The following is a 22,295-nucleotide window of genomic DNA, read 5'->3' as shown; positions in this document are numbered from 1 at the left end:
GCCGGGCTCACCCCTCGCGCAGCCCCAGCAGATACACCGCCGTCACCGCCACTCCCCGGTCCTCGTCCTCCGCCAGCTCCCCGAGCGCCCGCGTCGCCGTCGGGCCCGGGATGTCCGCCAGCGCCTGGGTGAGGCGGCGGCGGGCGGGCGCGTCGAGGGCCGGGTCGGCGAGGCGGCCGACGAGCGCGGAGGCGATCCGCTCGGCCGTCTCCGGATCAGCGGCCAGCACACCGAGCGCGTCGGCCGCGTCCACGTCCCGTACCGCCTCCGCGACCATGCCGATGAGCGTCGGCACCGCCTCGGCCACCCCGCGCGCGCCCAGCGCGGGCGCGGCGTACTGGCGTACCGCGACATCGGGGTGCCCGAGAGCGTCCCGCAGCAGCGCGCTCGCGGCCTCGCCCAGGATCCCGGCGACCGCGCGCACCGCACGGGCGCGCACCGCCGCATCGGGCGAGTCCAGGCCCTCCGCCAGCAGGGCGAGCCCGCCGCCGGACCGTGCCAGGGCCCACCGCAGCGCCCCGGCCACGCTCGGGTCCGGCTCGCTCAACACCGCCTCGACCAGGGCCTCCACCGGCACGGGCGCCTCGCCCGCCGAGGACAACGCCGCCCGCTGCCGGGTGCCGGGGCTGGCGGAGCCCAGGGCCTGGAGAAGGGCGACGGTACGCAGGACGCCCTCCCAGTCCCCGGGTTCGGCGGCGCCGATCCGGCTCAGCCGGTTCAGCAGCTCCGTCTCGCTCGCGATCCGTTCCCGGGTCCGCCGGACGAGGTCGTCCACGAGACCGGCCGGGCTGAAGCCGGGATCGTCCAGCGCGCGCCCCACCTCGCGCAGCGAGAGGCCGAGGGACCGCAGGCTCTCGATGTGGAAGATGCGCCGGACGTCCTCGCCGGAGTACTCCCGGTACCCGACGTCGTTGCGCCCTGTCGGCCGCACCAGCCCCAGCGACTCGTAGTGCCGCAGCATGCGCGCACTGACCCCGGACCGCCGCGCCACCTCACCGATCAACACGTAGGGCCTTTCGTTCGGATCAGGCTGGACCACCGTACGGCCCGAGGGCCACCCTCCGCTTCGCCTCCTCGATCGCGAGGTCGAACCCGGCGTCCGGGTCGCGCCGCAGCTCCTCGGTGGCGAGCGCGTGCTCGCAGACCCGGGGTTCGGGGTGCGCGGCGGCGTCGTGCAGCACCGCACCGGCCGCCGCGCCGAGTGCGATCAGCGCCCGGCTGAGGCTCAGCCGCGTCTCGCGGGCCCCGCGCCCGAGCTGCCCGGCCAGCACCGCGGCGAGCGCGGGCGCCTCGTCCTCGGGCACGAGGACGACCGCGGTCCGCCAAGCGGTGCGCGCCACCTCCTCGTCGGGGTCGGTGAGCAGCGCCCGGGTGAGCGCCGGCCAGGCCCGCCGGTCCCCGGTCTTGGACAGCGTGTGCAGGGCCTGGCTGCGGGCCCGCGGGCGCTCCGAGCGGAGCTCGCCGACGAGCCTGGGCACCGTCAGGTCCTGCGGGTGCCGGGTGAGCGCCCAGGTCAGCATCTCCCGTACGGAGAAGTCCGGCTCGGCCGCGCACCGCTCCACGAGCCGGTCCACCAGCCGCGTGTCCGGCGCCGATCCGACCGCCAGCGCGGTCCGCAGCCGCACCGACGCGTCCGCGTGTTCCAGCCCGCGCAGCGCGCGCGTGAGGGCCGTGTCCTCGTTCGCCGTGGTCATCGGAACCACCTCCTCGCGGCCGAGTGAAGCGGTTGTCACCGTGACAAGGTCAAGCCCGGCGCGGTTTCGGGGCCACCGGTCCGCGATTGGCCTTGGTTCCGCGCCGGGACGGAGACCTACGGTCGGCGCATGAGGATTCGCACCGTAGACGCGTTCACCGACCGCCCCTTCTCCGGCAACCCCGCAGGGGTCCTGCTGTTCGGTCCCGAGGGCTTCCCCGAGGACGCCTTCCTCCAGCGGGTCGCCGCCGAGCTGAACCTCTCCGAGACCGCGTTCGCCCACCCGCTGCCGCCGGGCGGCGACGCCGGCTGGGCGCTGCGGTGGTTCACCCCGGTCACGGAGGTGGACATGTGCGGCCACGCCACCCTCGCCACGGCCCACGTCCTGCACACCACGGGCGCCGCCACCGGCACGGTCCGCTTCGCCGCCCGGTGCGGCACGCTGACGTCGGCCGCGCACCCGGACGGTTCGCTCACGCTCGACTTCCCGACCGCCGCGCTGACCCTCGAGCCCGCGCCGGACGGCCTCGCGGAAGCCCTGGGGGCGGAGCCGCTGTCCGTGCACGACACGGGTGCACAGGTCGGGGACCTGCTGGTGGAGCTGAAGGACGAGGCGGCCGTACGGGCGCTGGCCCCGGACTTCGCGGCGCTGGCCGCCCTCTCGCGGCGCGGCGTCATCGCCACGGCCGCCGCGGCGCCGACGGGTGCGTACGACTACGTCTCGCGCGGCTTCTTCCCGGCCGTGGGCATCGACGAGGACCCGGTGACCGGCAGCGCGCACACCGCCCTGGCCCCCTTCTGGTCGGCCCGGCTCGGCCGCGACGAGCTGACCGGCCTTCAGGCGTCCGCGCGCTCGGGTCTCGTCCGGACGTCGCTGCGCGGCGCGCGCACCCTGCTGACGGGCCGGGCGGTCACGGTGCTGGACGGCGAACTGCTCGTCGGCCCGTAGCCGGGGGGCTCACGGGGTGGGCAGCCAGCTCACCTTCCCGGCGAGCAGCGCGTAACCGACGAACGCGCCGATGTCCAGGAGGGCGTGCGCCGCGACGAGCGGGCCCACCCGCTGCCAGCGCCGGTAGAGCAGCACGAAGACGACGCCCATCACCATGTTGCCGATGAAGCCGCCGATGCCCTGGTAGAGGTGGTACGAACCGCGCAGCACCGAGCTCGCCACCAGGGCCGCCATCGGCGTCCAGCCCAGCTGCCCCAAGCGGCGCAGCAGATAGCCGACGACGATCACCTCCTCCAGTACGGCGTTCTGGAGGGCCGACAGGATGAGCACGGGGAACTTCCACCACACGTCGGGCAGCGACTCGGGCACGACGGTGAGGTTGAAGCTGGCGGCCCTGGCCACCAGGTAGAAGGCCAGCCCGGCGCTGCCGATGCCCGCCGCGACGACCGCGCCCCGTGCCACGTCCTGGCCCTGCCGGGTGCGGTCGAAGCCGAGGGCCCGCAGCCCGGTCCCTTCCCGGATGAGCAGATGCGCGACGAGCGCGACGGGCACCAGCGCGGTCGTGATGCCGAAGAGCTGCCAGGCGAGATCCAGCCAAGGGCGGCCCGGAGCGGCCGAGCTGTTGAGGGTCGCCGCCTGATCCTTCAAACCTCCTGGTTTCGTCAGCGATCCGACAAAGCTGATAAGGGCGGACACGCCACTCGCCCCCAGCGAGAGCGCCAGCACCAGCACCGTCTCGGACCGGAGAATCCGTTGTGACACGGCCTCCTGGGGATAAGAATCAGCCACGTGCCCCGCCTCCACCTGTACACCTGCCCTCAGTTGTGCATTCGCGTCCCACGTCCCTCGCCGCCCCGCTAGGGTCTCGAATGCAGGTACGAAGATCATGCGCGACTGGCCGGGGGACGAGCGCCATTGCCGATGGTGTGGTCCCCCTTTTTCCTTGTACATCCTCAAGGAGGGGCACCACCGACATGGGACGTCACAGCTTGCCCGATGACCGCGCGGCGGCCGGAGGCGGGGACCGTCCACCGCGCCGCCGCCGGACCGTGGCCATCGCCACCGTGCTCGTCCTCGCCGTGGCGGGGGGAGCGGCGGTCGCGGCGCAGGGCGGCCTGCTCCCGTTCTCGAAGTCGTGCGAGGAGAGCGCGGTCCACCTGTCGATGGTGGCCTCCCCGGACATCGCCCCCGCCGTACGTGCCATCGCCGACCGGGCACGTACGGACGAGGTGCGCTCGGACGGGCGCTGCGTCGACGTGAACGTGGTGGCCCGCGACTCGTACAAGGTGGCGGACGCGCTCGCGAGCGGAACCCGCCCCGACTACCAGATATGGCTGCCCGACTCGGACCTGTGGCTGACCAGGGCCAAGGGCGCCGGGGACGGCACCCCCATCACCCCGGGCGGCTCCGTCGCCACCTCACCGGTCACCCTCGCCACGGTCCCCGCGGCCGCCAAGCACCTCGGCTGGCCGAAGAAGACGTACACCTGGGCCGAGTTGACGGGCGCGGCCATGGAGTCCGACCGGGTACGCCTCGGCTCCGCCGACCCCGCGCGCTCGGCGACCGGTCTGCGGGCCCTCAACAGCATCGGCACCTCCGCCGGGAAGCAGGGCGGCGACAGCGACACCCGGGTCGCGGCCACCGCGAAGCTGCTCGCCCAGCGGATGTCCGACGGGGACACCCAGGTCGTGGCGACCCTGCCGCAGGACGGCTCGGGCGCCGAGGAGGGCAACCCGGCGCGCAATCAGGCGGTGCTCCTCTCCGAACAGGCAGCCTTCGCCCACAACGCCGAGTCGGCGGCCGACGGCAAGCTGGACCTGTTCTATCCCAAGGACGGCACCCCGCTGCTCAACTACCCGCTCACGATGGTGGACGAGCGCCGCCAGTCCACGGACGAGAGCCGGGCCGCGCTGCGGTTCATGATCCTGCTCTCCGAGGAGAGCTCCCTTGCCACCCTCGGGGAGCACGGCTTCCGGACCACCTACGGCGCGGCGGACGACAAGCTGGTCGCGGCGGCGGGCGGCCGGTCGCCCCAGCCGTACGACGCCACGCAGCCGCCCGCCCCGACGGACGAGGCGCTCCAGGAGACGCTCGGCATGTGGACGATCACCGTGCAGAGCGCGCGACTCACCACCGTGGTCGACGCCTCCGGCTCCATGGCCGCGACGGTGCCCGGCCGCAACCAGTCCCGGATGGACGTCACCAAGGCCTCGCTGATCCAGGCGCTCAACCAGTTCACCCCGAACGACGAGATCGGACTCTGGGAGTTCGCGACCACGCTCGACGGGGACAAGGACTACCGCCAGCTGGTGAAGACCGCCCGGCTCGGCGACCCCGCGAAGGGCGGCGGCACCCACCGGGAGAAGCTGGCCGGCGCGTTCGCCGCGCTGCGTCCGGTGCCGGACGGCGCGACCGGGCTGTACGACACCGCCCTGGCCGCCTACAAGGAGGCGCAGCGCACGTACGTGAAGGGCAAGTTCAACGCGGTGGTGATCCTCACGGACGGGTCGAACCAGGACGAGCGGTCCATCTCGCGCTCCGCCCTCGTGGACGAGCTGAAGTCCATCGCCGACCCGACGCGCCCGGTCCCGCTGCTGGCCATCGCCGTGGGGCCCGAGGCGGACCGCGAGGAGCTGGACGAGATCGCCAAGGTCACCGGGGGCGGCGGCTACCAGGTGAGCGACCCGGCCGAGATCCAGGCGGTGATCCTCCAGGCGGTGATGACGGCGGGCCACGGCGCCCGCGCGGCCGGCGAGTAGGGGGCCGGGGCCGGTCGCCGGTGAGCAGGGGCCGGTGGCCGGTCCGCAGCACGGACCGGCCCCGCCCTCACGGTGCCGGGATGCCCGCCGGCCAAGTGTGCACGGGATCGCCGCCCTGCATCAGCTCGCCGTAGCGCCGGGTCATCGCGGCGAGCGCGGCGCCCCGGTCGAGGCCCGCCTCGCGCGCCCGGTGGTAGGTGTCCGCCTGCCAGGACGCGCCGTTCGTCCGCCGCTTGCAGCGCTCCTCGATGATCCCGAGGTAGTGCTCCCGGTCCGCCGGCTCGATGTTCCAGCCGTCGAGCCCGGCGGCGGCGAGGGGCAGCAGCTCGTCGCGCACCAGCTTGGTCACGGGCACCCGGGTCAGCCCGCCGGAGCGGCCGGGCCGGGGCCACAGCAGCTCGGCCTCGATGCCGTGGCGGCACGCGGCCTCGAAGTTCTCCGCGGCGGCGGAGAACGGCATCCGGGACCACACCGGACGCGACTCCTCCGCCAGCGCCCGGACCAGGCCGTAGTACAGCGCGGTGTTGGCGATGACGTCGGCGACGGTCGGGCCCGCGGGCAGCACCCGGTTCTCCACGCGCAGGTGCGGGACGCCGTCGGCGATCCCGTACACCGGGCGGTTCCAGCGGTAGACCGTGCCGTTGTGAAGGACCAGCTCCTTCAGCTGGGGCACCCCGCCGTCGGCGAGGACGCGCAGGGGCTCCTCCTCGTCGCAGATGGGCAGGAGCGGCGGGAAGTACCGCAGGTTCTCCTCGAAGAGCTCCTCGACCGAGCCGATCCACTTCTCCCCGAACCAGGTCCTGGGCCGCACGCCCTGGTTGCGCAGTTCGGGCGGCCGGGTGTCCGTGGCCTGCTCGAACAGCGGCGGCCGCGACTCCCGCCACACCTCCCGGCCGAAGAGGAACGGCGAGTTGGCCCCCAGGGCGACCTGGACGGCGGCGACGGCCTGCGCCGCGTTCCACACGTCGGCGAAGCGTTCCGGAGTGACCTGAAGATGCAGTTGCAGCGAGGTGCAGGCCGCCTCCGGGGTGATCGATCCGGCGGTGGCGACCAGCCGCTCGACACCTTCGATATCGAGCGAGAAACTCTCGCCGCGCGCCGCCAGCATTTGATCGTTCAGGAGGGCGTAGCGGTCGACGTCGGAGAGATTGGACCGGACCATGTCGTCACGGCCGAGCGTCGGCAGGATTCCGATCATCATGATCCCGGCATCGACTTCACCGGCCTTCCGGTCGGCATATCCGAGCCCGGTCCGCAGCTCTTCGGCCAACTGATCCAGAACACGCCCCGACAGATGATGGGGGACTATGTTCACCTCAAGATTGAACATCCCCAGTTCCGTCTGGAAATCGTGACTCGCGATGCGCTCCAGTACCTGCCCATTCAACATCTTCGGCATGGCGTCGGCGCCCGTGAGATTCAGTTCGATCTCCATGCCCATGAGGTTGCGCGGCCGGTCGAACCGCCGCTCGGCCAGAAGCCCGGACAGTGCCTCCACGCACTGGTGCAGCTTCCTCCGGTACCTCTGCCGGTCGGACAGGTCAAAGTCGCCCGCGACGACCTTCTCCCCCATCGAAGGGTCCTCCTCACGTGGCCGGCACGCGGCCCGGGCCGCCCGCATCACGATCGATAATGCCCGCAGGACGTGATCCGTAACGCCCCGCGGACGGCGCACACACGCTAATCTGAGCGCCGGGGCCCCGGGCACATTCACTCGGCATGACGCACCGGGCCGTTTCCCCGTACGGCGGGCCCGTAAAGCGCCGATGGGTTTCGGCCGACCGCGGCGCGGGAAAAACCCGAGGCGGCGGCTGCGCCGCTCGCGCCGAATCAGCATGATCTCCGCATAATAAAGTCCGGATACCGCCTTGCCGGCAATAGCCGTGGCGGCTAGTGGAAACACCGCGTGAACACGTGTCGTATAAACTCCGCGGACGAGGCAGAGAGTTGACGCACCGGCTCAGTCACCGGCCTCCTCTGGCCCCGCACGCCGACAACGCCGTCCGCACCCGCCCGCGCACCACCGTGTCTCCGAAGTGAGAGGCGACCCACTATGCCGCTGCATGTTCCCCCGGCCCCCGCGCCCGCGCTGCGCAGCGTCCTCGCGGCGCTCGGTTCACCGACCGCGGTCCGCGAGGCCCGCACGCCCGCCCTGCGGTCCGCACAGGGACCTCTGAGCCCCGAACACCCGCTGTCCGTCCATGTGCTGGGCGTCGCCCCGGGCGGGCTCGGACCCGCCACCCGGCTCGCCGCCTGGCGCTTCCAGATCCGCAGCTCGGAGCGGGCGGTGGCGGCGGCGGACACCATGCTCACCGCGGACGGCTGGGCCTTCTCGCACTTCTTCGAGGGCCCGTACATCGCCTCGACGGAGCTGGCGCTGCGCCAGGCGGAGGGGATGAGCGGTCCCTACCAGCCGCGGCTGCTGTCCATCCCCGACCTGTACATGCTGGCCCTGTGGCTGCACGGCGACCCCATGGCGGACGCCTCCTGCGGCGCGCCGGGTCCGGACGACGTGCTCGTGCCGCTGTCCCCGGCGCCGCCCGGCTTCGCCGCCCACCGGCCGCACCGGGCCGCCGACCTGCTGCCGGTGATCACCACCCGCATCACGCCCGGCCCCGGTCCGCTGCTGGGCTCGCCCGCCCCGGCCTGAGGCCGGCGGCCGCCCTCTCCGCGTGCTGTGCCCCGTCGCCCCGTCCGGCGGCGGGGCACAGCACGCGGTCGCGCGTAGGGCACCCGCCCATCCGGACTAGTCCCATCCGGCCACCCCGAACCACCCGAAGTGACAGTGCAGTTGAGTTGAACCGTCCGGGCGGGTGACGCGTCCTGGGAGGAGTGGAAGCGCTGCGGCGAAATCCCTGCGGATTGTCGCCCGTGGGGCAACACTGGGATTCGACCGATCGATACGGGGGCGGTCATGAACACCTCTTCACACCGCAGGTCACTCAACTCGACGCAGCGAAAGAACCCATCCATGTGCCAGCATCAGCCACCCTGCCCGACAGCCGACTCAGCCGACCGGGAAGCCGCCCGCCAGGTGGCCCACCACCCGGAGCAGGGCTGGAGCCTGCTGTGCAACGGCGTCCTGCTCTTCGAGGACACCGGTGAGCTGCTTCCTGACGGGCAGATCATCGCCCCGCACAGGCCCCTGGCGGCGAGCGGGGTCGTCAAAGCCGCCTGAGCGGACCGTACGGAAAAGAAGAAGGGGCCGGCCCGGAGAAGTCTCCGCACCGGCCCCGACGCATGTCCGCGTCAGTTGTCGTACTCGTCCAGGGGCGGGCACGAGCAGACGAGGTTGCGGTCACCGAAGGCACCGTCGATCCGGCGCACCGGCGGCCAGTACTTGTCGGCGGCCGAGACACCGGCCGGGAAGACCGCGACCTCGCGGCTGTACGCGTGCTCCCACTCCCCGCCGAGCGCGGCGGCGGTGTGCGGGGCGTTGGCGAGCGGGTTGTCGTCCGCGCTCCACTCCCCCGACGCGACCTTCTCGATCTCGGCGCGGATCGCGATCATCGTGTCGCAGAAGCGGTCCAGCTCCGCGAGGTCCTCGCTCTCGGTCGGCTCGATCATCAGCGTCCCGGCGACCGGGAACGACATGGTCGGCGAGTGGAAGCCGTAGTCGATGAGCCGCTTGGCGACGTCGTCGATGCTGACGCCGGTCGCCTTGGAGATCGGGCGCAGGTCCACGATGCACTCGTGCGCGACCAGACCGGCCGGGCCGTTGTACAGGATCGGGTAGTGCGGCTCCAGGCGCTTGGCGATGTAGTTGGCCGCGAGTACGGCGACCTGCGTCGCGCGCTTCAGGCCCTCGCCGCCCATCAGGCGTACGTACGCCCACGAGATGGGCAGGATGCCGGCGGAGCCCCACGGGGCCGCCGAGATCGGGCCGACGCCCGTCTCCGGGCCCGCAGCGGGCTGGAGCGGGTGGTTGGGCAGGTACGGCGCCAGGTGCGCGCGCACACCGACCGGGCCGACGCCGGGGCCGCCGCCGCCGTGCGGGATGCAGAAGGTCTTGTGCAGGTTGAGGTGCGAGACGTCGCCGCCGAACCGGCCGGGCTTGGCCAGGCCGACCAGCGCGTTGAGGTTGGCGCCGTCGACGTAGACCTGACCGCCCGCGTCGTGCACCTCGGCGCAGATGTCGGCGACGTGCTCCTCGAAGACGCCGTGCGTCGACGGGTAGGTGATCATGAGCACGGCCAGCTCGTCGCGGTACTGCGCGATCTTGGCGCGCAGGTCCTCGATGTCGACCTCGCCGTCGTCGGCGGTCTTGACGACGACCACCTTCATGCCGGCCATCACGGCGCTCGCGGCGTTGGTGCCGTGCGCGGAGGACGGGATCAGACACACAGTCCGGTTCTCGTCGCCGTTGGCGCGGTGGTACGCGCGGACGGCCAGCAGCCCCGCGAACTCGCCCTGCGATCCGGCGTTCGGCTGGAGGGACACCGCGTCGTAACCGGTGACCTCCGCCAGCCGCTCCTCCAGCTCGCGGATCAGCGTCAGGAAGCCCTGCGCCTGCTCGGCGGGCGCGAACGGGTGCAGCGCGCCGAACTCGGGCCAGGTGATCGACTCCATCTCGGCGGTCGCGTTCAGCTTCATCGTGCAGGAGCCGAGCGGGATCATGCCGCGGTCCAGCGCGTAGTCACGGTCGGCGAGCTTGCGCAGGTAGCGCAGCATCGCGGTCTCGGACCGGTGCTGGTGGAAGACCGGGTGGGTGAGGATCGTGTCGGTGCGCAGCAGCGCCTCGGGCAGCGTGTCCTCGGTGGTGGCGTCCAGCGCCTCGACGTCCCCGTCGGCACCGAAGGCGGCCCAGACGGCGGCGACCTGGGTGCGGGTCGTCGTCTCGTCGCAGGCCAGCGAGACGGTGTCGGCGTCGACCAGACGCAGGTTGACCCCGCGCTCCCGGGCGTCGGCGACGACCTCGCCCGCCCGGCCGGGGACGCGGACGGTGAGCGTGTCGAAGTGGGCGCCGGTCACCACGTCGACCCCGGCGGCGCGCAGGCCCGCCGCGAGGATCGCGGCGTAGCGGTGGGTGCGCCGGGCGATCGTGCGCAGGCCCTCGGGGCCGTGGTAGACGGCGTACATGCCGGCCATGACGGCGAGCAGCACCTGGGCGGTGCAGATGTTGCTGGTGGCCTTCTCGCGGCGGATGTGCTGCTCGCGGGTCTGGAGGGCCAGGCGGTACGCCTTGTTGCCGTCGGCGTCCACGGAGACGCCGACGAGGCGGCCGGGGAGGCTGCGGGCGAACTTGTCGCGGACGGCCATGTAGCCGGCGTGCGGGCCGCCGAAGCCCATCGGGACGCCGAAGCGCTGCGTGGTGCCGACGGCGATGTCGGCACCCAGCTCGCCGGGCGAGGTGAGCAGCGTGAGGGCCAGCAGGTCGGCGGCGACGGTGACGATCGCGCCCAGCTCGTGCGCCTGGTCGATCACGGGCTTGAGGTCCCGGACGGCCCCGGAGGCGCCGGGGTACTGGAGGAGCACGCCGAAGACGCCGCGCTCGGCGACCTCGGCCGGGATGCCGTCGGTGAGGTCGGCGACGACGACCTCGACACCGGTCGGCTCGGCGCGGGTCTCGATGACGGCGACGGTCTGCGGCAGGGTGTCGGCGTCGACCAGGAAGACGCCGTTCTTGACCTTGCCGACGCGCCGGGCGAGCGCCATGGCCTCGGCTCCGGCGGTGCCCTCGTCGAGCAACGAGGCGCCGGAGGTGGGCAGGCCGGTGAGCTCGGCCACCATCGTCTGGAAGTTCAGGAGGGCTTCGAGGCGGCCCTGCGAGATCTCGGGCTGGTACGGCGTGTAGGCCGTGTACCAGGCGGGGTTCTCCATGACGTTGCGCAGGATCACCGGCGGGGTGAACGTGCCGTAGTAGCCGAGCCCGATCATCGGGGCGAGGACCTGGTTGCGGTCGGCGAGCCGGCGGAGCTCGGCCAGCACCTCGGCCTCGGTCCGGGCGCCCGGCAGGGCCAGCGCCTCGGCGCTCTTGATCACGTCGGGCACGGCGGCCGCGGTCAGCTCGTCCAGCGAGCCGTAACCGACCTGGGCGAGCATCTTCGCCTGCGCCTCGGCGTCGGGGCCGATGTGGCGCTGTTCGAACGGAATGCCCTGTTCCAGCTGCGTGAGCGGGGTGCGACGGGGGGTCATGGTGGAGGCCTCCTGGTCTGTCACGACCTGCGAAGGGCACCACGGCGCCGGGTGCCCTGACGGCCTCCCCCTCTGTCATCTCAACCTGAGAGCTTCACCGGCACCACGCGGGCGCCGGCTTTCACCGTCGGTGAGGGAGAGGTTCCGTACGGCCCATCGGCCGCGCGCAACCCGCCCTGCTTTCCAGAGTGACCTCGTCCGTGCGGTACGGGGGCCTGAGAGATTCCGGGGAGGATTTGCTCCTTCGGCGTCCTCCGGATGGGCTCCGGACGACTCTCCCGCACGGGGTCAGCAGCCATGACCAGCCTACCAGCGGGGTACACGACGGGAATTCTCGAGTGGCCAAGACCACGGAACTGCATTTCTGTAGTCCCTGTGGACCAGCCGCGACCCGTGTGGGAGGGACCGTGCAGACCGACATCGACCCGCGCAGCCTGATCGGCCGCAAGGCCTTCGACCGCAAGGGCACCAAGATCGGAACCGTGGACGAGGTGTACCTCGACGACGCGACCGGGGTCCCCGAATGGGCGGCCGTGCGCACCGGGCTCTTCAGCCGCGACGCCTTCGTCCCGCTGGAGCCCAGCGAGTTCGTGGACGAGACCCTGCGCGTCCCCTTCGACCGGGCGCTGATCAAGGACGCGCCCGACTTCGGCGTGGGCCGCCATCTCTCCCCCGAGCAGGAGCTCCAGCTGTACCGCCACTACGGCCTGGACGCCGCCCCCGGCGCCCCGGCCCCGGACCGCGACTTCGGCCGGCTGGCGGGCCAGGAGGAGTAGTCCGGCGGGTCCGGGACGAGCGGCAGGGGGTCGGCGGCCCGCAGCTCTGGATCGTCCACGCGGAACGTACGCACCCGGCCGGGTGCCGTCGCCCCCGGCTCCTCGAACCGCACGGTCACCCGCCCGACCCCGCTGCCCTGCACCCAGCCGTGTCCGTGCACCTCGTGGCGCACGTCGTGCCCGGCCGGCCAGCGCCGCGCCGCGAGCTGCTCGGCGGACTCCTCCGGCCCGGGCCCGTCGTCCACCGCCCCCTCGCCGTCCTCCTGCGGCCGCGCCCCCTCGTCGTCCGGGAGAGCCGCCGCCCGCTCACCGGCGGCCTGGGCGAACAGGTCCTCCTGGGTGTAGTCGGCGAGCCCCGTGACACCGACGCCCAGCAGCCGCACCCCGCCCGTGGTGTCCACGGCCTCCAGGAGCCGGGCGGCGGCCTCCCGGACGACCGCGGGGTCGTCCGTGGGGCCGCGCAGCGTCTCGGAGCGGGTCAGCGTGGAGAAGTCGTACCGGCGCACCTTGAGCACCACCGTGCGCCCGGAGCGCCCCGCACCCCTCAGCCGCTGGACGCACCGGTCGGCCAGCCGCTCGACCTCGGTGCGCACCCGGACGCGGTCGTGCAGGTCCACCTCGAAGGTGTCCTCGACGGAGACGGACTTCGCGTCCCGCTCCGCGACCACGGGCCGGTCGTCGTGGCCGGAGGCCATCCGGTGCAGCGCGGCGCCGTGCGCCTTGCCCAGCAGCCGTACGAGCTCCGCCTCGCCCGCCTCGGCGAGATCGTTGACGGTCGTCATGCCGGCGCGGCGCAGATGGTCCGCCGTGGCGGGGCCGACGCCGGGCAGGGTGCGCACCGGCATGGGCGCGAGGTGCGCCCGCTCGGTGCCGGGCTCGATGAGGCGCATCCCGTCGGGCTTGGCCTCCTCAGAGGCGATCTTGGCGAGCATCTTGGATCCGGCGAGCCCGACGGATCCGCTCAGTCCGGTGACCGCCAGGATGGCCTCGCGCAGCTCCCGGCCGATCTCCAGGGCGGAGGCGGTGTCGTCGGCGGTGCCACCCGCTTCGAGGTCCACGAACGCCTCGTCCAGGCTGAGCGGTTCCACCAGCGGCGAGAGCCGGCCGAGCAGCTCCATGACCTGGTCGCTCACCGCGCGGTACAGCGTGAAGCGCGGGACCAGATAGGCGGCGTTCGGCGCGAGCCGCCTGGCCTGCGCCATCGGCATCGCCGAATGCACCCCGAAGCGCCGTGCCTCGTACGAGGCGGTCGCGACGACCCCGCGCGTCCCGAGCCCGCCCACCACGACCGGTTTGCCGCGCAGGCTGGGCTTCGCCGCCTGCTCCGCGGAGGCGTAGAAGGCATCCATGTCCAGATGCAGGATGGTGGGCGCGGCTCTCACACCAGCCGATGCTGCCCTACGGCACTGACAATCGCCGAGTCATCACGCCTCCGTCCCCCGCGATTCCCGCCCCGGGAGGCGCCCTCAGGGGCTCAGACGGCCCGGTTGCGGCGCCGCGCGAGCTCGTCGGCCGGGTTGTGCCCGATCAGCGTCTCGCCGGTGTCCACGCGCTCCCCGTGCAGCTGCGACAGGGCGGCGTCCACGTCCCGCCAGACGACTCCGACGGCAATGCCGAAGACGCCCTGGCCGCCCTGGAGCAGATCGACCACCTCGGCGGGCGAGGAGCACTCGTAGACCGTGGCCCCGTCGCTCATCAGCGTCATCCGCTCCAGGTCCTGGAAACCGCGGGCCCGCAGATGCTGGACGGTGGTCCGGATGTTCTGGAGCGCCACGCCCGTGTCGAGGAAGCGCTTCACGATCTTCAGCAGGACGACGTCCCGGAAGCTGTAGAGCCGCTGCGTGCCCGATCCGTACGCCGGACGGACGCTCGGCTCCACCAGCCCGGTGCGCGCCCAGTAGTCCAGTTGCCGGTATGTGATCCCCGCCGCCGCGCACGCCGTGGGCCCGCGATAACCGATGTCCTCGGCCGATGCCACGCCGTCCCCCGCCACCGCGGCCGGCGACGCCGACTGCGGGATGGTCCGGCCGGCCGTACTCCCCTGCTGCGAATACGGCGCACCCGCTGCCGTACCGTCGCCGCTGCTTCTCACGCCGACCTCCGTCCTTGACCTGCCCACTCGAAGGTAGGCAGTCACCCGGGGTGCGTCAACGATCGCCACACTCGGCACGCCGAGTGATAATCACCCTGAGGGTGGTTTCGCGTGACCGTTGACGGGGAAAGGCTCACCGGATGTGCCGGTGGCCACCGCCAAAGACGTCACTGGCTGTTGTTCGTCCCGAAGTCCTCCGGAGAGATCTGGTCGAGGAACTCGCGGAACTTCTCCACCTCGTCCTCCTGCTCGTCGGGGATCGCGATCCCCGCGTCGTCCAGCACCCCGTCACTGCCGTAGATCGGCGTGCCGGTGCGCAGGGCGAGGGCTATGGCGTCGGAAGGCCGCGCGCTCACCTCGACACCGCCGGCGAAGACCAGCTCCGCGTAGAAAACCCCTTCGCGGAGGTCCGTGATCCGGACCTCGGTGAGCTCCTGGCCGACGGCCTCGAGCACATCCTTGAAGAGATCATGGGTCAGCGGCCTGGCCGGAGCCATGCCCTGCTGGGCGAAGGCGATCGCGGTCGCCTCACCAGGACCGATCCAAATGGGGAGGTACCGGTCGCCTCCCACTTCACGCAGGAGCACGATCGGTTGGTTGGAGGGCATTTCCACCCGGACACCCACAACGTCGAGCTCGTTCACACAGCAACCCTAGGACGTGCTCGGCAGGTTTGGGTAGTCGGGCTGGTCCGCCTTCAGCGGAGCCGTACCTGCAGAGCGGTCTGTACGAGCGCGGAGTGCAGCCGTACGGACAGCTCCGCCAGCTCCTTCGCGGTCGCCTCCGCATGTGCTCTGGTCTGCGGATTCCGGTGCCGGCGCAGCGGCGCGACCATCTGCTCGATGAGCCCGGCCTCCCGGTCGGCGGCGGCCCGTACGGCCCTGAGGTGACGAGGTTCCAGACCGAATCGCCCCAGTTCCGCCACAAGCCTGGCGACGGTCACCATGTCGGCGTCGTATCCGCCGTCCGCCGCGGGGACGACCAGGCCGTACGACTCCCAGTCGTCCAGGTCGCTCTCGGTGACCTCGGCGGCCACCAGGAGCTCGGCACGGCCGATGCGGGCGGCCGTGGCCCGGCCCGGCAGCCCGTCCGGCTCACCGTCCGCCTGCTGCGGCTCCCCGTCGGGGGACGGCAGGGCCACCTGCTCGCCGCGGGCGAGGGCGTCCAGATGCTCGCGGATGACCTTCAGCGGCAGGTAGTGGTCCCGCTGCATCCGGAGCACCTGGGCGAGCCGTTCGACGTCCGCGGCGACGAACTTCCGGTAGCCGGAGGGGGTCCGCTGCGGTTCGACCAGCCCTTCGGCCTCCAGGAAGCGGATCTTGGAGATGGTGACCTCGGGGAACTCCTCCTGCAGCTGCAGGAGCACCGTGCCGATGCTCATCGGCCGGCCGTCGGCGGCGGTGCCGTTTCGGGCACCGCCGCTCGGTGTTCTCAGCATGGACCTTCCTGGGGTTCCCCCCGGACGGTGTCCGGGGGCGGGTCAGATGCCCCGCTGGCTCGCGTAGAAGACCAGCCGGTACTTGCCGATCTGCACTTCGTCACCGTTGGACAGGGCGACGGAGTCGATCCGCTCACGGTTCACATAGGTGCCGTTGAGGCTGCCGACGTCCCCGACCGTGAAGCTGCCGTCGGCGCCCCGGCGGAACTCCACATGACGGCGGGAGACCGTCACGTCGTCCAGGAAGATGTCGCTCTGCGGGTGACGGCCGGCCGTGGTCAGCTCGCCGTCCAGCAGAAAGCGGCTGCCGCTGTTCGGGCCGCGGCGCACCACCAGGAGCGCCGAGCCGAGCGGCAGGGCGTCGACGGCGGCCTGCGCCTCGGGCGACAGCGACGGCACGGCGGTCTGGCCGGTGGCCTCCGCCTCGTACGCCTCGAGACCCGAGATCGAGATGGTCGACGTCGTCTCCGAGGCGCGTTCCGGGGCACCGCCCCGCAGCGGCGCACCGCAGTTGGAGCAGAAACGGCTGGCCTCGGCGTTGCGGTGGCCGCACCTCGTACACACCGGCATGGACGAAGCCTCCTGGCTCGGGGCTCCGAAACCTATGCGGCCGGGACCGGCAGGGTCAACGGACGACGCGCCGGGACCGCCCGGGTAGTCACCCCCCTGGCCTGACACCTGGTCGCGGAAGAGCGGGCGCTCCGCGCCCTGCTCGTCGGGCTGACCATGGCGCGGCGCGCGATGACGTGCGTTCTCATCGCGGGCGCTCTTGCCGAACAACTTCCCAAACAACTTCACGGGCGATTCCCCTTGACCGAAACAGACCCGCCCGTGGGGCAGGACGAACCCTGAATGAACACACCTGCCGACCCGGACATCTTCACAACGTCCGTATCCACTCGACAGTTTCCACCACGCGCCACGATTACGATGCGGCGACCCCCCGCAACCGTCCGCTCGTGTTCCCCGACGCCCGGGCGCCCGGGGATCACTGGCCCGACGACCGAGCGTAGTCAGGCCGCTCCGCCGGTCGCAAGGCGTCCACGACAATGTCGTCGGCCCGCAGCACATGCACGGTGGCCTGCTCCTTCTCCAGCGTCTGCACCACACCCCCGGGGATGTTCAGCGCCGGTTCCAGATCCTGCGGCTTGCCGATGACCTTGAAGACGTACGGGGCGGTGATCTTGCGCCCGTCGACCTTGACGGCGCCCGCGTCACCGGAGAAGTACGTATTGGCCACCACCCGGATGCCGTTGACCTCGACGGCCTCGGCGCCGGCCGCCCTGAGCTCCTGCAGGGCGTCGAGCAGCATGTCGGGCCGCACGGCGCCGCCGGGGTCGTTGACCGTCATGGTGATCCCGGGGCCGTGGGCCGCCACGGTCCCGGCGAGCACGCCGAGTTGCCGCTCCTTCTCGACCGTCTGCTTCCGGGCCTCCTCGGCCTGGTCGGAGCTGTTCTCCAGCTCCGTGCGCTGGGCGTCGAGGCGCTGCTTCTCGTCCTCCAGCCGCTGCGTGCGGTCGTCCACCTCGTCCAGGATGCGCACCAGGTCCTCCTGGCGCGCGCCGCGCAGGGCGTTGCTGTCGCTGTTGGACCGCACCTGAATGGCGAGCCCGAGCCCGAGGCCGAACAGGAGGACGGCGACGATGAGTTGGGCGCGGGTCACCCGGGGCGGCCAGAGACCGGCGATCAGCCGCCGGCGCCCGGTGAGCTCCTGCGGGGCGTCCGGCCGGGGCTCCCCGCCGTGGTCGGGGCTCTCGTTGAGGTCGTCGTTGCTCATCGGCATCAGGCCCGGAAGACGTGCCGGCGGATCGCCGCGGCGTTGGAGAAGATCCGGATGCCCAGCACGACCACCACACCCGTGGAGAGCTGGGCGCCGACGCCGAGCTTGTCGCCCAGGAAGACGATGAGGGCCGCCACGACCACGTTCGAGAGGAACGAGACCACGAAGACCTTGTCGACGAAGATGCCGTCGAGCATGGCCCTCAGCCCGCCGAACACCGCGTCGAGCGCGGCGACGACGGCGATGGGGAGATAGGGCTCGACCACCGCCGGAACTTCGGGCCGGACCAACAGTCCGACCACGACTCCCACGACGAGGCCCAGTACGGCGATCACGATGTGCCCTTCTCAGTGTCTGCGGCCTTGTATGGCTCTGCTGTCCGTACGATCAGGCTCGGGGCGGCCGGAAGGCTCAGCTTCTCCTGGACGGAGATGCTGGTCCGGATGTCGAAGGTGTCCTTCAGCGCCTGCAGGTACTGGCCGTCGGCACTGCTCCGGAAGGCCGCACCCAGCTTCTTGCCGTCCCCCACCGCGAGCACCGAGTACGGGGGCACGAGCGGTTTGTTGTCGACCAGTATGGCGTCGCCCGCGGCCCGGATCGCCGACAGGGCCGTCAGCCGCTGTCCGTTGATGGCGATGGCCTCCGCGCCGGACTCCCACAACCCGTTCACGACGCGCTGCATGTCCCGGTCCCTGACCCGCCCGGTGTCGGAGAAGCCGCTGGTCTCGCGGGGTCCGCCGCCGCCCTGGTCGGTGTCCTCGGCGTCGTCCACGACGACCTTGAGCCCCGGCCCGTGCACGGGCGTGGCCCCGGAGAGCAGCGCCACCAGCTCGGCCTGGTCTCCCCCGTGTTCCTGGAGAGCCTTGCGCTGCCGGCTGCTGACGTCGTCGCGGACTTCCTCCACCTGGGATTCCAGGGTGTCGGCCGCCGCCGTCTCGGCGTCGATGCGGTCGATCAGCTCCTGCTTCTCCTTGGCCAGGACCGGAGCGGTCACCCGCGCCTGGGCGGCGCCGAGCGTGACGACCAGGGCCGCGAGGACCAGACAGGCGGCGAGCCCGAGCTTGGCCTTCAGCGTACGGGGCATGCCCGCGCGCCCCTCGGCCGCCCGCCGCGCCGCCGCTTCGGCGTAGCCGTCGTCCAGGCTGTGTTCCATCACATTGGTCAGCAGCAGCATGGACGCGTCGGGGCGCTTGGGCGGCGGGGCCGTGCTCCGACCGGGGGGCTGCTGCGACATGCCGCACATCGTCGCATGTCGCGGCGGCTTACGCCGAATGGCCCCACCGATGGACGGGCGGCCGCGGGGACGGGCGGTGCGTCCGCCCGTCCCCGCGGCCCCTTCTCAGTTGCCCGCGCTGTCCACGACCGCCGCCCATTCGTCCAGCAGCGCCTCGGCGGAGGCGTCGTCGGGCCCCTCGGCCCACAGGTGGGTGACGGCTTCCGCCGGGTCCGGCAGCACCATGACCCAGCGCCCGTCCGCCTCCACGACCCGTACGCCGTCCGTCGTGTCGACGTCCCGGTCCCCGGCCGCCTCCACGACCCGGCGCATGACCAGACCCTTCACGGCCCACGGTGTGGCCAGGTCGCGGCGCAGGACGTGGGCGCGCGGGATACGGGCATCGATCTGGCTCAGCGTGAGCTGGGTCCTGGCGACGAGCCCGATGAGCCGCACGAATGCGGCCGTACCGTCGAAGACACTGGCGAATTCGGGAACGATGAAGCCGCCGCGCCCGTCTCCTCCAAAGATGGTGCCTTCCTCACGCCCCACCCGGGTCAGGTCGTCCGGCGACGTGGTCGTCCATTCGACCTGCGTGCCGTGGTACGCGGCGACCTGCTCGGCGACCCTGGTCGTGGTGACCGGGAGCGCCACCCGCCCGCTGCGCCGCTCGGCGGCGACGAGGTCGAGCATGACGAGCAGGGCCCGGTCGTCCTCCACGATCCGGCCGCGTTCGTCCACCAGGGACAGCCGCTCGCCGACGGGGTCGAAGCGGACGCCGAAGGCCGCCCGCGCCGAGGAGACGATCTCGCCCAGGCGCACGAGACCCTTGCGCCGGGCCTCGGCCGTCTCGGTCGGCCGGGACTCGTCAAGACCGGGGTTGATGGTGAGCGCGTCCACGCCCAGCCGCCCCAGGAGGCTCGGCAGCACGAGCCCCGCGCTGCCGTTGGACGCGTCGACCACGACCTTCAACTGCGCATCGGCGATCCCGGTGGTGTCCACGTTGCGCAGGAGGGACCCGGTGTACGAGTCGAAGACGCTGGACGGGAAGTAGATGTCACCGATCTCGCCGGGGAAGGCCCGCCGGTACTCCTGCCTGGCGTAGACACGGTCCAGCTTCCGCTGCCGCGCCTGGGAGAGGTCCGCTCCGCGTTCGTCGAAGAACATGATGTCGACGGAGTCGGGCACACCCTGCGACGTACGGATCATGATCCCGCCCGCACTGCCGCGCGCGGTCTGCTGACGCGCGACGGGCAGCGGTACGTTCTCCAGGTCCCGTACGTCGATGGCGCTGGCCTGGAGCGCGGAGATCACGGCCCGTTTGAGCGCCCGGGCGCCTCGGGAGTGGTCCCGGGCGGTGGTGACGGTGGAGCCCTTCTTGAGCGTTGTCGCGTAGGCACCGGCCAGCCTGACGGCGAGTTCGGGGGTGATCTCGACGTTCAGGATCCCGGAGACGCCGCGCGCCCCGAAGAGATGGGCCTGACCGCGGGACTCCCAGATCACCGAGGTGTTGACGAAGGCGCCGGCCTCGATGGTCTTGAAGGGGTAGACGCGGACGTTGCCCTGGATGATGGATTCCTCACCGACGAGGCATTCGTCGCCGATGACGGCGCCGTCCTCGATCCGGGAGGCGCGCATGATGTCGGTGTTCTTGCCGACGACGCAGCCGCGCAGGTTGCTGTGGTCGCCGACGTACACGTTGTCGTGGACCACGGCCTTGTGCAGGAAGGCGCCGCTCTTGACGACCACGTTCGACCCGATGACCGTGTGCTCGCGGATCTCCACGCCGGCTTCGACCTTGGCGTAGTCCCCGATGTAGAGCGGGCCGCGCAGTACGGCGTCGGGGTGCACGTCGGCGCCTTCGGCCACCCAGACCCCGGGCGAGATCTCGAAGCCGTCGATCTCGACGTCGACCTTGCGCTCCAGCACGTCGGCCTGGGCCTTCACATAGCTCTCGTGGGTGCCCACGTCCTCCCAGTAGCCCTCGGCGACATAGCCGTAGATGGGCTTGCCTTCCTTCATGAGCTGCGGGAAGACGTCCCCGGACCAGTCTACGGAGGCGTCGGCCTCGACGTAGTTGAAGACCTCGGGCTCCATGACGTAAATGCCCGTGTTCACGGTGTCCGAGAAGACCTGGCCCCAGGTCGGCTTTTCCAGGAAGCGTTCGACCTGGCCCTGCTCGTCCACGATCGTGATCCCGAATTCCAGGGGATTGGGAACGCGGGTGAGGCAGACGGTGACCAGGCCGCCCTTCTCCTTGTGGAAAGCGATGAGGTCCGTGAGGTCGAAGTCGGTGAGCGCGTCACCGGAAATGACGAGGAAGGTGTCGTCCTTCAGCGCCTCTTCGGCGTTCTTCACGCTCCCGGCGGTGCCGAGCGGCTTCTCCTCGTTGGCATAGCTCAGCTCCATGCCGAGCTCTTCGCCGTCCCCGAAGTAATTCTTGACCAGGGAGGCGAGGAACTGGACGGTCACGACCGTCTCATTGAGCCCGTGCCGTTTCAGCAGCCGGAGCACATGCTCCATGATCGGCCGATTGGCCACGGGCAGGAGCGGTTTGGGCATGCTCGAGGTCATGGGGCGAAGACGAGTGCCTTCGCCGCCAGCCATCACGACGGCCTTCATGTCGGAAACGTCCTCCTTGAGAGACGACGGTCGAGCCGACTTCACCCGTCAGGGCAGCTTCTGTTTCATCAGCCGCGGGCCGGCGACGCTGCACGGCACCACATCAGCGAGCTCAATCGGCTACTGCATCCGCCTTGACCAGGCGGCGGACCTGAACCACGTACAAGATTCCTGCCCACCAATAGAGGGTTGTACCCCACCCTGCGAACGCCCATCCGAAAACGGTGGCCACCTCTGCCAGCCAACCATGCCCGTCGCTGAGCAGCAACAAGGGGAATGCGTACATGAGGTTGAACGTGGCGGCCTTGCCCAGGAAGTTCACCTGGGGCGGCGGATAGCCGTGCCGGCGCAGGATTCCCACCATCACGAGGAGCATGAGCTCGCGGGCGAGCAGGGCGATCGTGAGCCAGAGCGGCAGGATCTCGCGCCAGGTGAGTCCGACGAGGGTGGAAAGAATGTAGAGCCGGTCGGCGGCGGGGTCGAGAAGCCGTCCGAGGCTACTGATCTGGTTCCAGCGGCGAGCGAGCTTGCCGTCGAGGTAGTCACTGACCCCGCTGAACATCAGGACCAGCAAAGCCCAGCCGTCGCTCTGGGGCCCGCCGAACTCGGGGCGGAGAATCAGCCACAGGAAGACAGGTACGCCGACCAGGCGCAACATGCTGAGGATGTTGGGGATGGTGAGTACCCGGTCCGTCTGAACGCGGGTCTCCTGGACCTCCACCCGGGGGCCTCCTGTGTCAAGAACGTGCCAATGATGCCCCCTGACCCTACCCTCAGCCCGGGCCGGCGGGTGCGGAGGGGTACCAAGCAACCCCACAAACGCGAAAGAGCCCCGTGC

At 71.5% G+C, this 22,295-nt stretch carries 20 protein-coding genes and 1 riboswitch; of the genes, 5 read left to right on the top strand and 15 right to left on the bottom strand.

The genetic code is table 11. The features are described 5' to 3' along the window. Window positions 1-7: 7 nt before the first annotated feature. Entirely contained in the window at window positions 8-1,006 is a 999-nt protein-coding gene (locus tag AMK18_RS28755; protein ID WP_198957101.1) for a HEAT repeat domain-containing protein, read from the bottom strand. Between the two features lie 19 nt (window positions 1,007-1,025). Continuing rightward, the gene (locus AMK18_RS28750; protein WP_073865063.1) at window positions 1,026-1,694 is read right to left on the bottom strand and encodes a HEAT repeat domain-containing protein; all 669 of its coding nucleotides are present in this window, start codon (window positions 1,692-1,694) and stop codon (window positions 1,026-1,028) included. A 129-nt stretch (window positions 1,695-1,823) separates the two neighbouring features. On the opposite strand from AMK18_RS28750, the gene AMK18_RS28745 reads away from it, so the two are divergent. Then, on the top strand, window positions 1,824-2,642 hold the full coding sequence (locus AMK18_RS28745; RefSeq protein ID WP_073865062.1) for a PhzF family phenazine biosynthesis protein: 819 nt from the start codon (window positions 1,824-1,826) through the stop codon (window positions 2,640-2,642). Between the two features lie 9 nt (window positions 2,643-2,651). Here the strand turns inward: AMK18_RS28745 and AMK18_RS28740 are convergent, their stop codons facing one another. Continuing rightward, window positions 2,652-3,446, bottom strand: coding sequence for a CPBP family intramembrane glutamic endopeptidase (locus AMK18_RS28740; RefSeq protein WP_443333238.1), 795 nt, complete (start codon window positions 3,444-3,446; stop codon window positions 2,652-2,654). 170 nt (window positions 3,447-3,616) lie between these two features. Here AMK18_RS28740 and AMK18_RS28735 point away from each other — a divergent pair, with 170 nt between their 5' ends. Continuing rightward, window positions 3,617-5,401 (top strand): VWA domain-containing protein, encoded by a 1,785-nt coding sequence (locus tag AMK18_RS28735; protein WP_198957100.1) that lies wholly within the window; start codon window positions 3,617-3,619, stop codon window positions 5,399-5,401. A gap of 67 nt (window positions 5,402-5,468) precedes the next feature. On the opposite strand, the gene AMK18_RS28730 is transcribed toward AMK18_RS28735, so the two are convergent. Next, window positions 5,469-6,974, bottom strand: coding sequence for a glutamate-cysteine ligase family protein (locus AMK18_RS28730; protein WP_073865060.1), 1,506 nt, complete (start codon window positions 6,972-6,974; stop codon window positions 5,469-5,471). Window positions 6,975-7,454: 480 nt separating this feature from the next. On the opposite strand from AMK18_RS28730, the gene AMK18_RS28725 reads away from it, so the two are divergent. Next, window positions 7,455-8,051: a hypothetical protein gene (locus tag AMK18_RS28725; RefSeq protein ID WP_073865059.1), complete on the top strand. Its 597-nt coding sequence runs from the start codon at window positions 7,455-7,457 to the stop codon at window positions 8,049-8,051. A gap of 321 nt (window positions 8,052-8,372) precedes the next feature. Next, window positions 8,373-8,579: a DUF5999 family protein gene (locus AMK18_RS28720; protein ID WP_026171781.1), complete on the top strand. Its 207-nt coding sequence runs from the start codon at window positions 8,373-8,375 to the stop codon at window positions 8,577-8,579. A 71-nt stretch (window positions 8,580-8,650) separates the two neighbouring features. On the opposite strand, the gene gcvP is transcribed toward AMK18_RS28720, so the two are convergent. Then, a complete protein-coding gene (gene gcvP, locus AMK18_RS28715; protein WP_073865058.1) occupies window positions 8,651-11,536 on the bottom strand; it encodes an aminomethyl-transferring glycine dehydrogenase in 2,886 nt (961 codons plus the stop codon). A gap of 193 nt (window positions 11,537-11,729) precedes the next feature. Then, a riboswitch (glycine riboswitch) is annotated at window positions 11,730-11,827 on the bottom strand. Window positions 11,828-11,943: 116 nt separating this feature from the next. Between gcvP and AMK18_RS28710 the strand changes: the two genes are divergently transcribed. Next, window positions 11,944-12,312, top strand: a complete 369-nt coding sequence (locus AMK18_RS28710; protein ID WP_018105078.1) for a PRC-barrel domain-containing protein — start codon at window positions 11,944-11,946, stop codon at window positions 12,310-12,312. Here AMK18_RS28710 and AMK18_RS28705 read toward each other — a convergent pair. The 10 genes from AMK18_RS28705 to AMK18_RS28660 all read right to left on the bottom strand — a co-directional run bounded on the left by AMK18_RS28705 (window position 12,237) and on the right by AMK18_RS28660 (window position 22,178). Next, window positions 12,237-13,694: a DNA polymerase IV gene (locus AMK18_RS28705; protein ID WP_073865057.1), complete on the bottom strand. Its 1,458-nt coding sequence runs from the start codon at window positions 13,692-13,694 to the stop codon at window positions 12,237-12,239. The genes AMK18_RS28710 and AMK18_RS28705 overlap by 76 nt on opposite strands. A gap of 92 nt (window positions 13,695-13,786) precedes the next feature. Continuing rightward, a complete protein-coding gene (locus AMK18_RS28700; protein WP_018105076.1) occupies window positions 13,787-14,404 on the bottom strand; it encodes a MerR family transcriptional regulator in 618 nt (205 codons plus the stop codon). Between the two features lie 167 nt (window positions 14,405-14,571). Continuing rightward, window positions 14,572-15,048 carry a bifunctional nuclease family protein gene (locus tag AMK18_RS28695; RefSeq protein ID WP_026171779.1) on the bottom strand — a complete coding sequence of 159 codons (477 nt, stop codon included), beginning with the start codon at window positions 15,046-15,048 and terminating at the stop codon, window positions 14,572-14,574. Window positions 15,049-15,101: 53 nt separating this feature from the next. Then, window positions 15,102-15,842 carry a transcriptional regulator FtsR gene (gene ftsR, locus AMK18_RS28690; RefSeq protein ID WP_073865056.1) on the bottom strand — a complete coding sequence of 247 codons (741 nt, stop codon included), beginning with the start codon at window positions 15,840-15,842 and terminating at the stop codon, window positions 15,102-15,104. Between the two features lie 42 nt (window positions 15,843-15,884). Next, window positions 15,885-16,748 (bottom strand): FHA domain-containing protein, encoded by an 864-nt coding sequence (locus tag AMK18_RS28685; RefSeq protein ID WP_234011940.1) that lies wholly within the window; start codon window positions 16,746-16,748, stop codon window positions 15,885-15,887. A gap of 82 nt (window positions 16,749-16,830) precedes the next feature. Beyond that, window positions 16,831-17,619, bottom strand: coding sequence for a DUF881 domain-containing protein (locus tag AMK18_RS28680; RefSeq protein WP_073865054.1), 789 nt, complete (start codon window positions 17,617-17,619; stop codon window positions 16,831-16,833). 5 nt (window positions 17,620-17,624) lie between these two features. Then, window positions 17,625-17,957 (bottom strand): small basic family protein, encoded by a 333-nt coding sequence (locus tag AMK18_RS28675; RefSeq protein WP_003970459.1) that lies wholly within the window; start codon window positions 17,955-17,957, stop codon window positions 17,625-17,627. Beyond that, window positions 17,954-18,856, bottom strand: coding sequence for a DUF881 domain-containing protein (locus AMK18_RS28670; RefSeq protein WP_018105071.1), 903 nt, complete (start codon window positions 18,854-18,856; stop codon window positions 17,954-17,956). The genes AMK18_RS28675 and AMK18_RS28670 overlap by 4 nt, the downstream gene beginning before the upstream one ends. Window positions 18,857-18,961: 105 nt before the next feature. Continuing rightward, window positions 18,962-21,457, bottom strand: coding sequence for a mannose-1-phosphate guanyltransferase (locus AMK18_RS28665; RefSeq protein ID WP_073865053.1), 2,496 nt, complete (start codon window positions 21,455-21,457; stop codon window positions 18,962-18,964). 112 nt (window positions 21,458-21,569) lie between these two features. Continuing rightward, window positions 21,570-22,178, bottom strand: a complete 609-nt coding sequence (locus tag AMK18_RS28660; RefSeq protein WP_018105069.1) for a CDP-alcohol phosphatidyltransferase family protein — start codon at window positions 22,176-22,178, stop codon at window positions 21,570-21,572. Window positions 22,179-22,295: the final 117 nt, after the last annotated feature.

It is taken from the genome of Streptomyces sp. CB01249, assembly GCF_001905735.1.
Lineage (GTDB): Bacteria > Actinomycetota > Actinomycetes > Streptomycetales > Streptomycetaceae > Streptomyces.
This window is presented reverse-complemented; position numbering and strand designations above follow the sequence as displayed.

Bases quoted from the DNA above. Each gene is read 5' to 3' on its own strand.
- AMK18_RS28735 (WP_198957100.1), top strand. From the start codon at position 3,617: ATGGGACGTCACAGCTTGCCCGATGACCGCGCGGCGGCCGGAGGCGGG.
- gcvP (WP_073865058.1), bottom strand. From the start codon at position 11,536: ATGACCCCCCGTCGCACCCCGCTCACGCAGCTGGAACAGGGCATTCCG.
- AMK18_RS28725 (WP_073865059.1), top strand. From the start codon at position 7,455: ATGCCGCTGCATGTTCCCCCGGCCCCCGCGCCCGCGCTGCGCAGCGTC.
- AMK18_RS28670 (WP_018105071.1), bottom strand. From the start codon at position 18,856: ATGTCGCAGCAGCCCCCCGGTCGGAGCACGGCCCCGCCGCCCAAGCGC.
- AMK18_RS28745 (WP_073865062.1), top strand. From the start codon at position 1,824: ATGAGGATTCGCACCGTAGACGCGTTCACCGACCGCCCCTTCTCCGGC.
- AMK18_RS28665 (WP_073865053.1), bottom strand. From the start codon at position 21,457: ATGAAGGCCGTCGTGATGGCTGGCGGCGAAGGCACTCGTCTTCGCCCC.
- AMK18_RS28750 (WP_073865063.1), bottom strand. From the start codon at position 1,694: ATGACCACGGCGAACGAGGACACGGCCCTCACGCGCGCGCTGCGCGGG.
- AMK18_RS28730 (WP_073865060.1), bottom strand. From the start codon at position 6,974: ATGGGGGAGAAGGTCGTCGCGGGCGACTTTGACCTGTCCGACCGGCAG.
- AMK18_RS28720 (WP_026171781.1), top strand. From the start codon at position 8,373: ATGTGCCAGCATCAGCCACCCTGCCCGACAGCCGACTCAGCCGACCGG.
- AMK18_RS28680 (WP_073865054.1), bottom strand. From the start codon at position 17,619: ATGAGCAACGACGACCTCAACGAGAGCCCCGACCACGGCGGGGAGCCC.
- ftsR (WP_073865056.1), bottom strand. From the start codon at position 15,842: ATGCTGAGAACACCGAGCGGCGGTGCCCGAAACGGCACCGCCGCCGAC.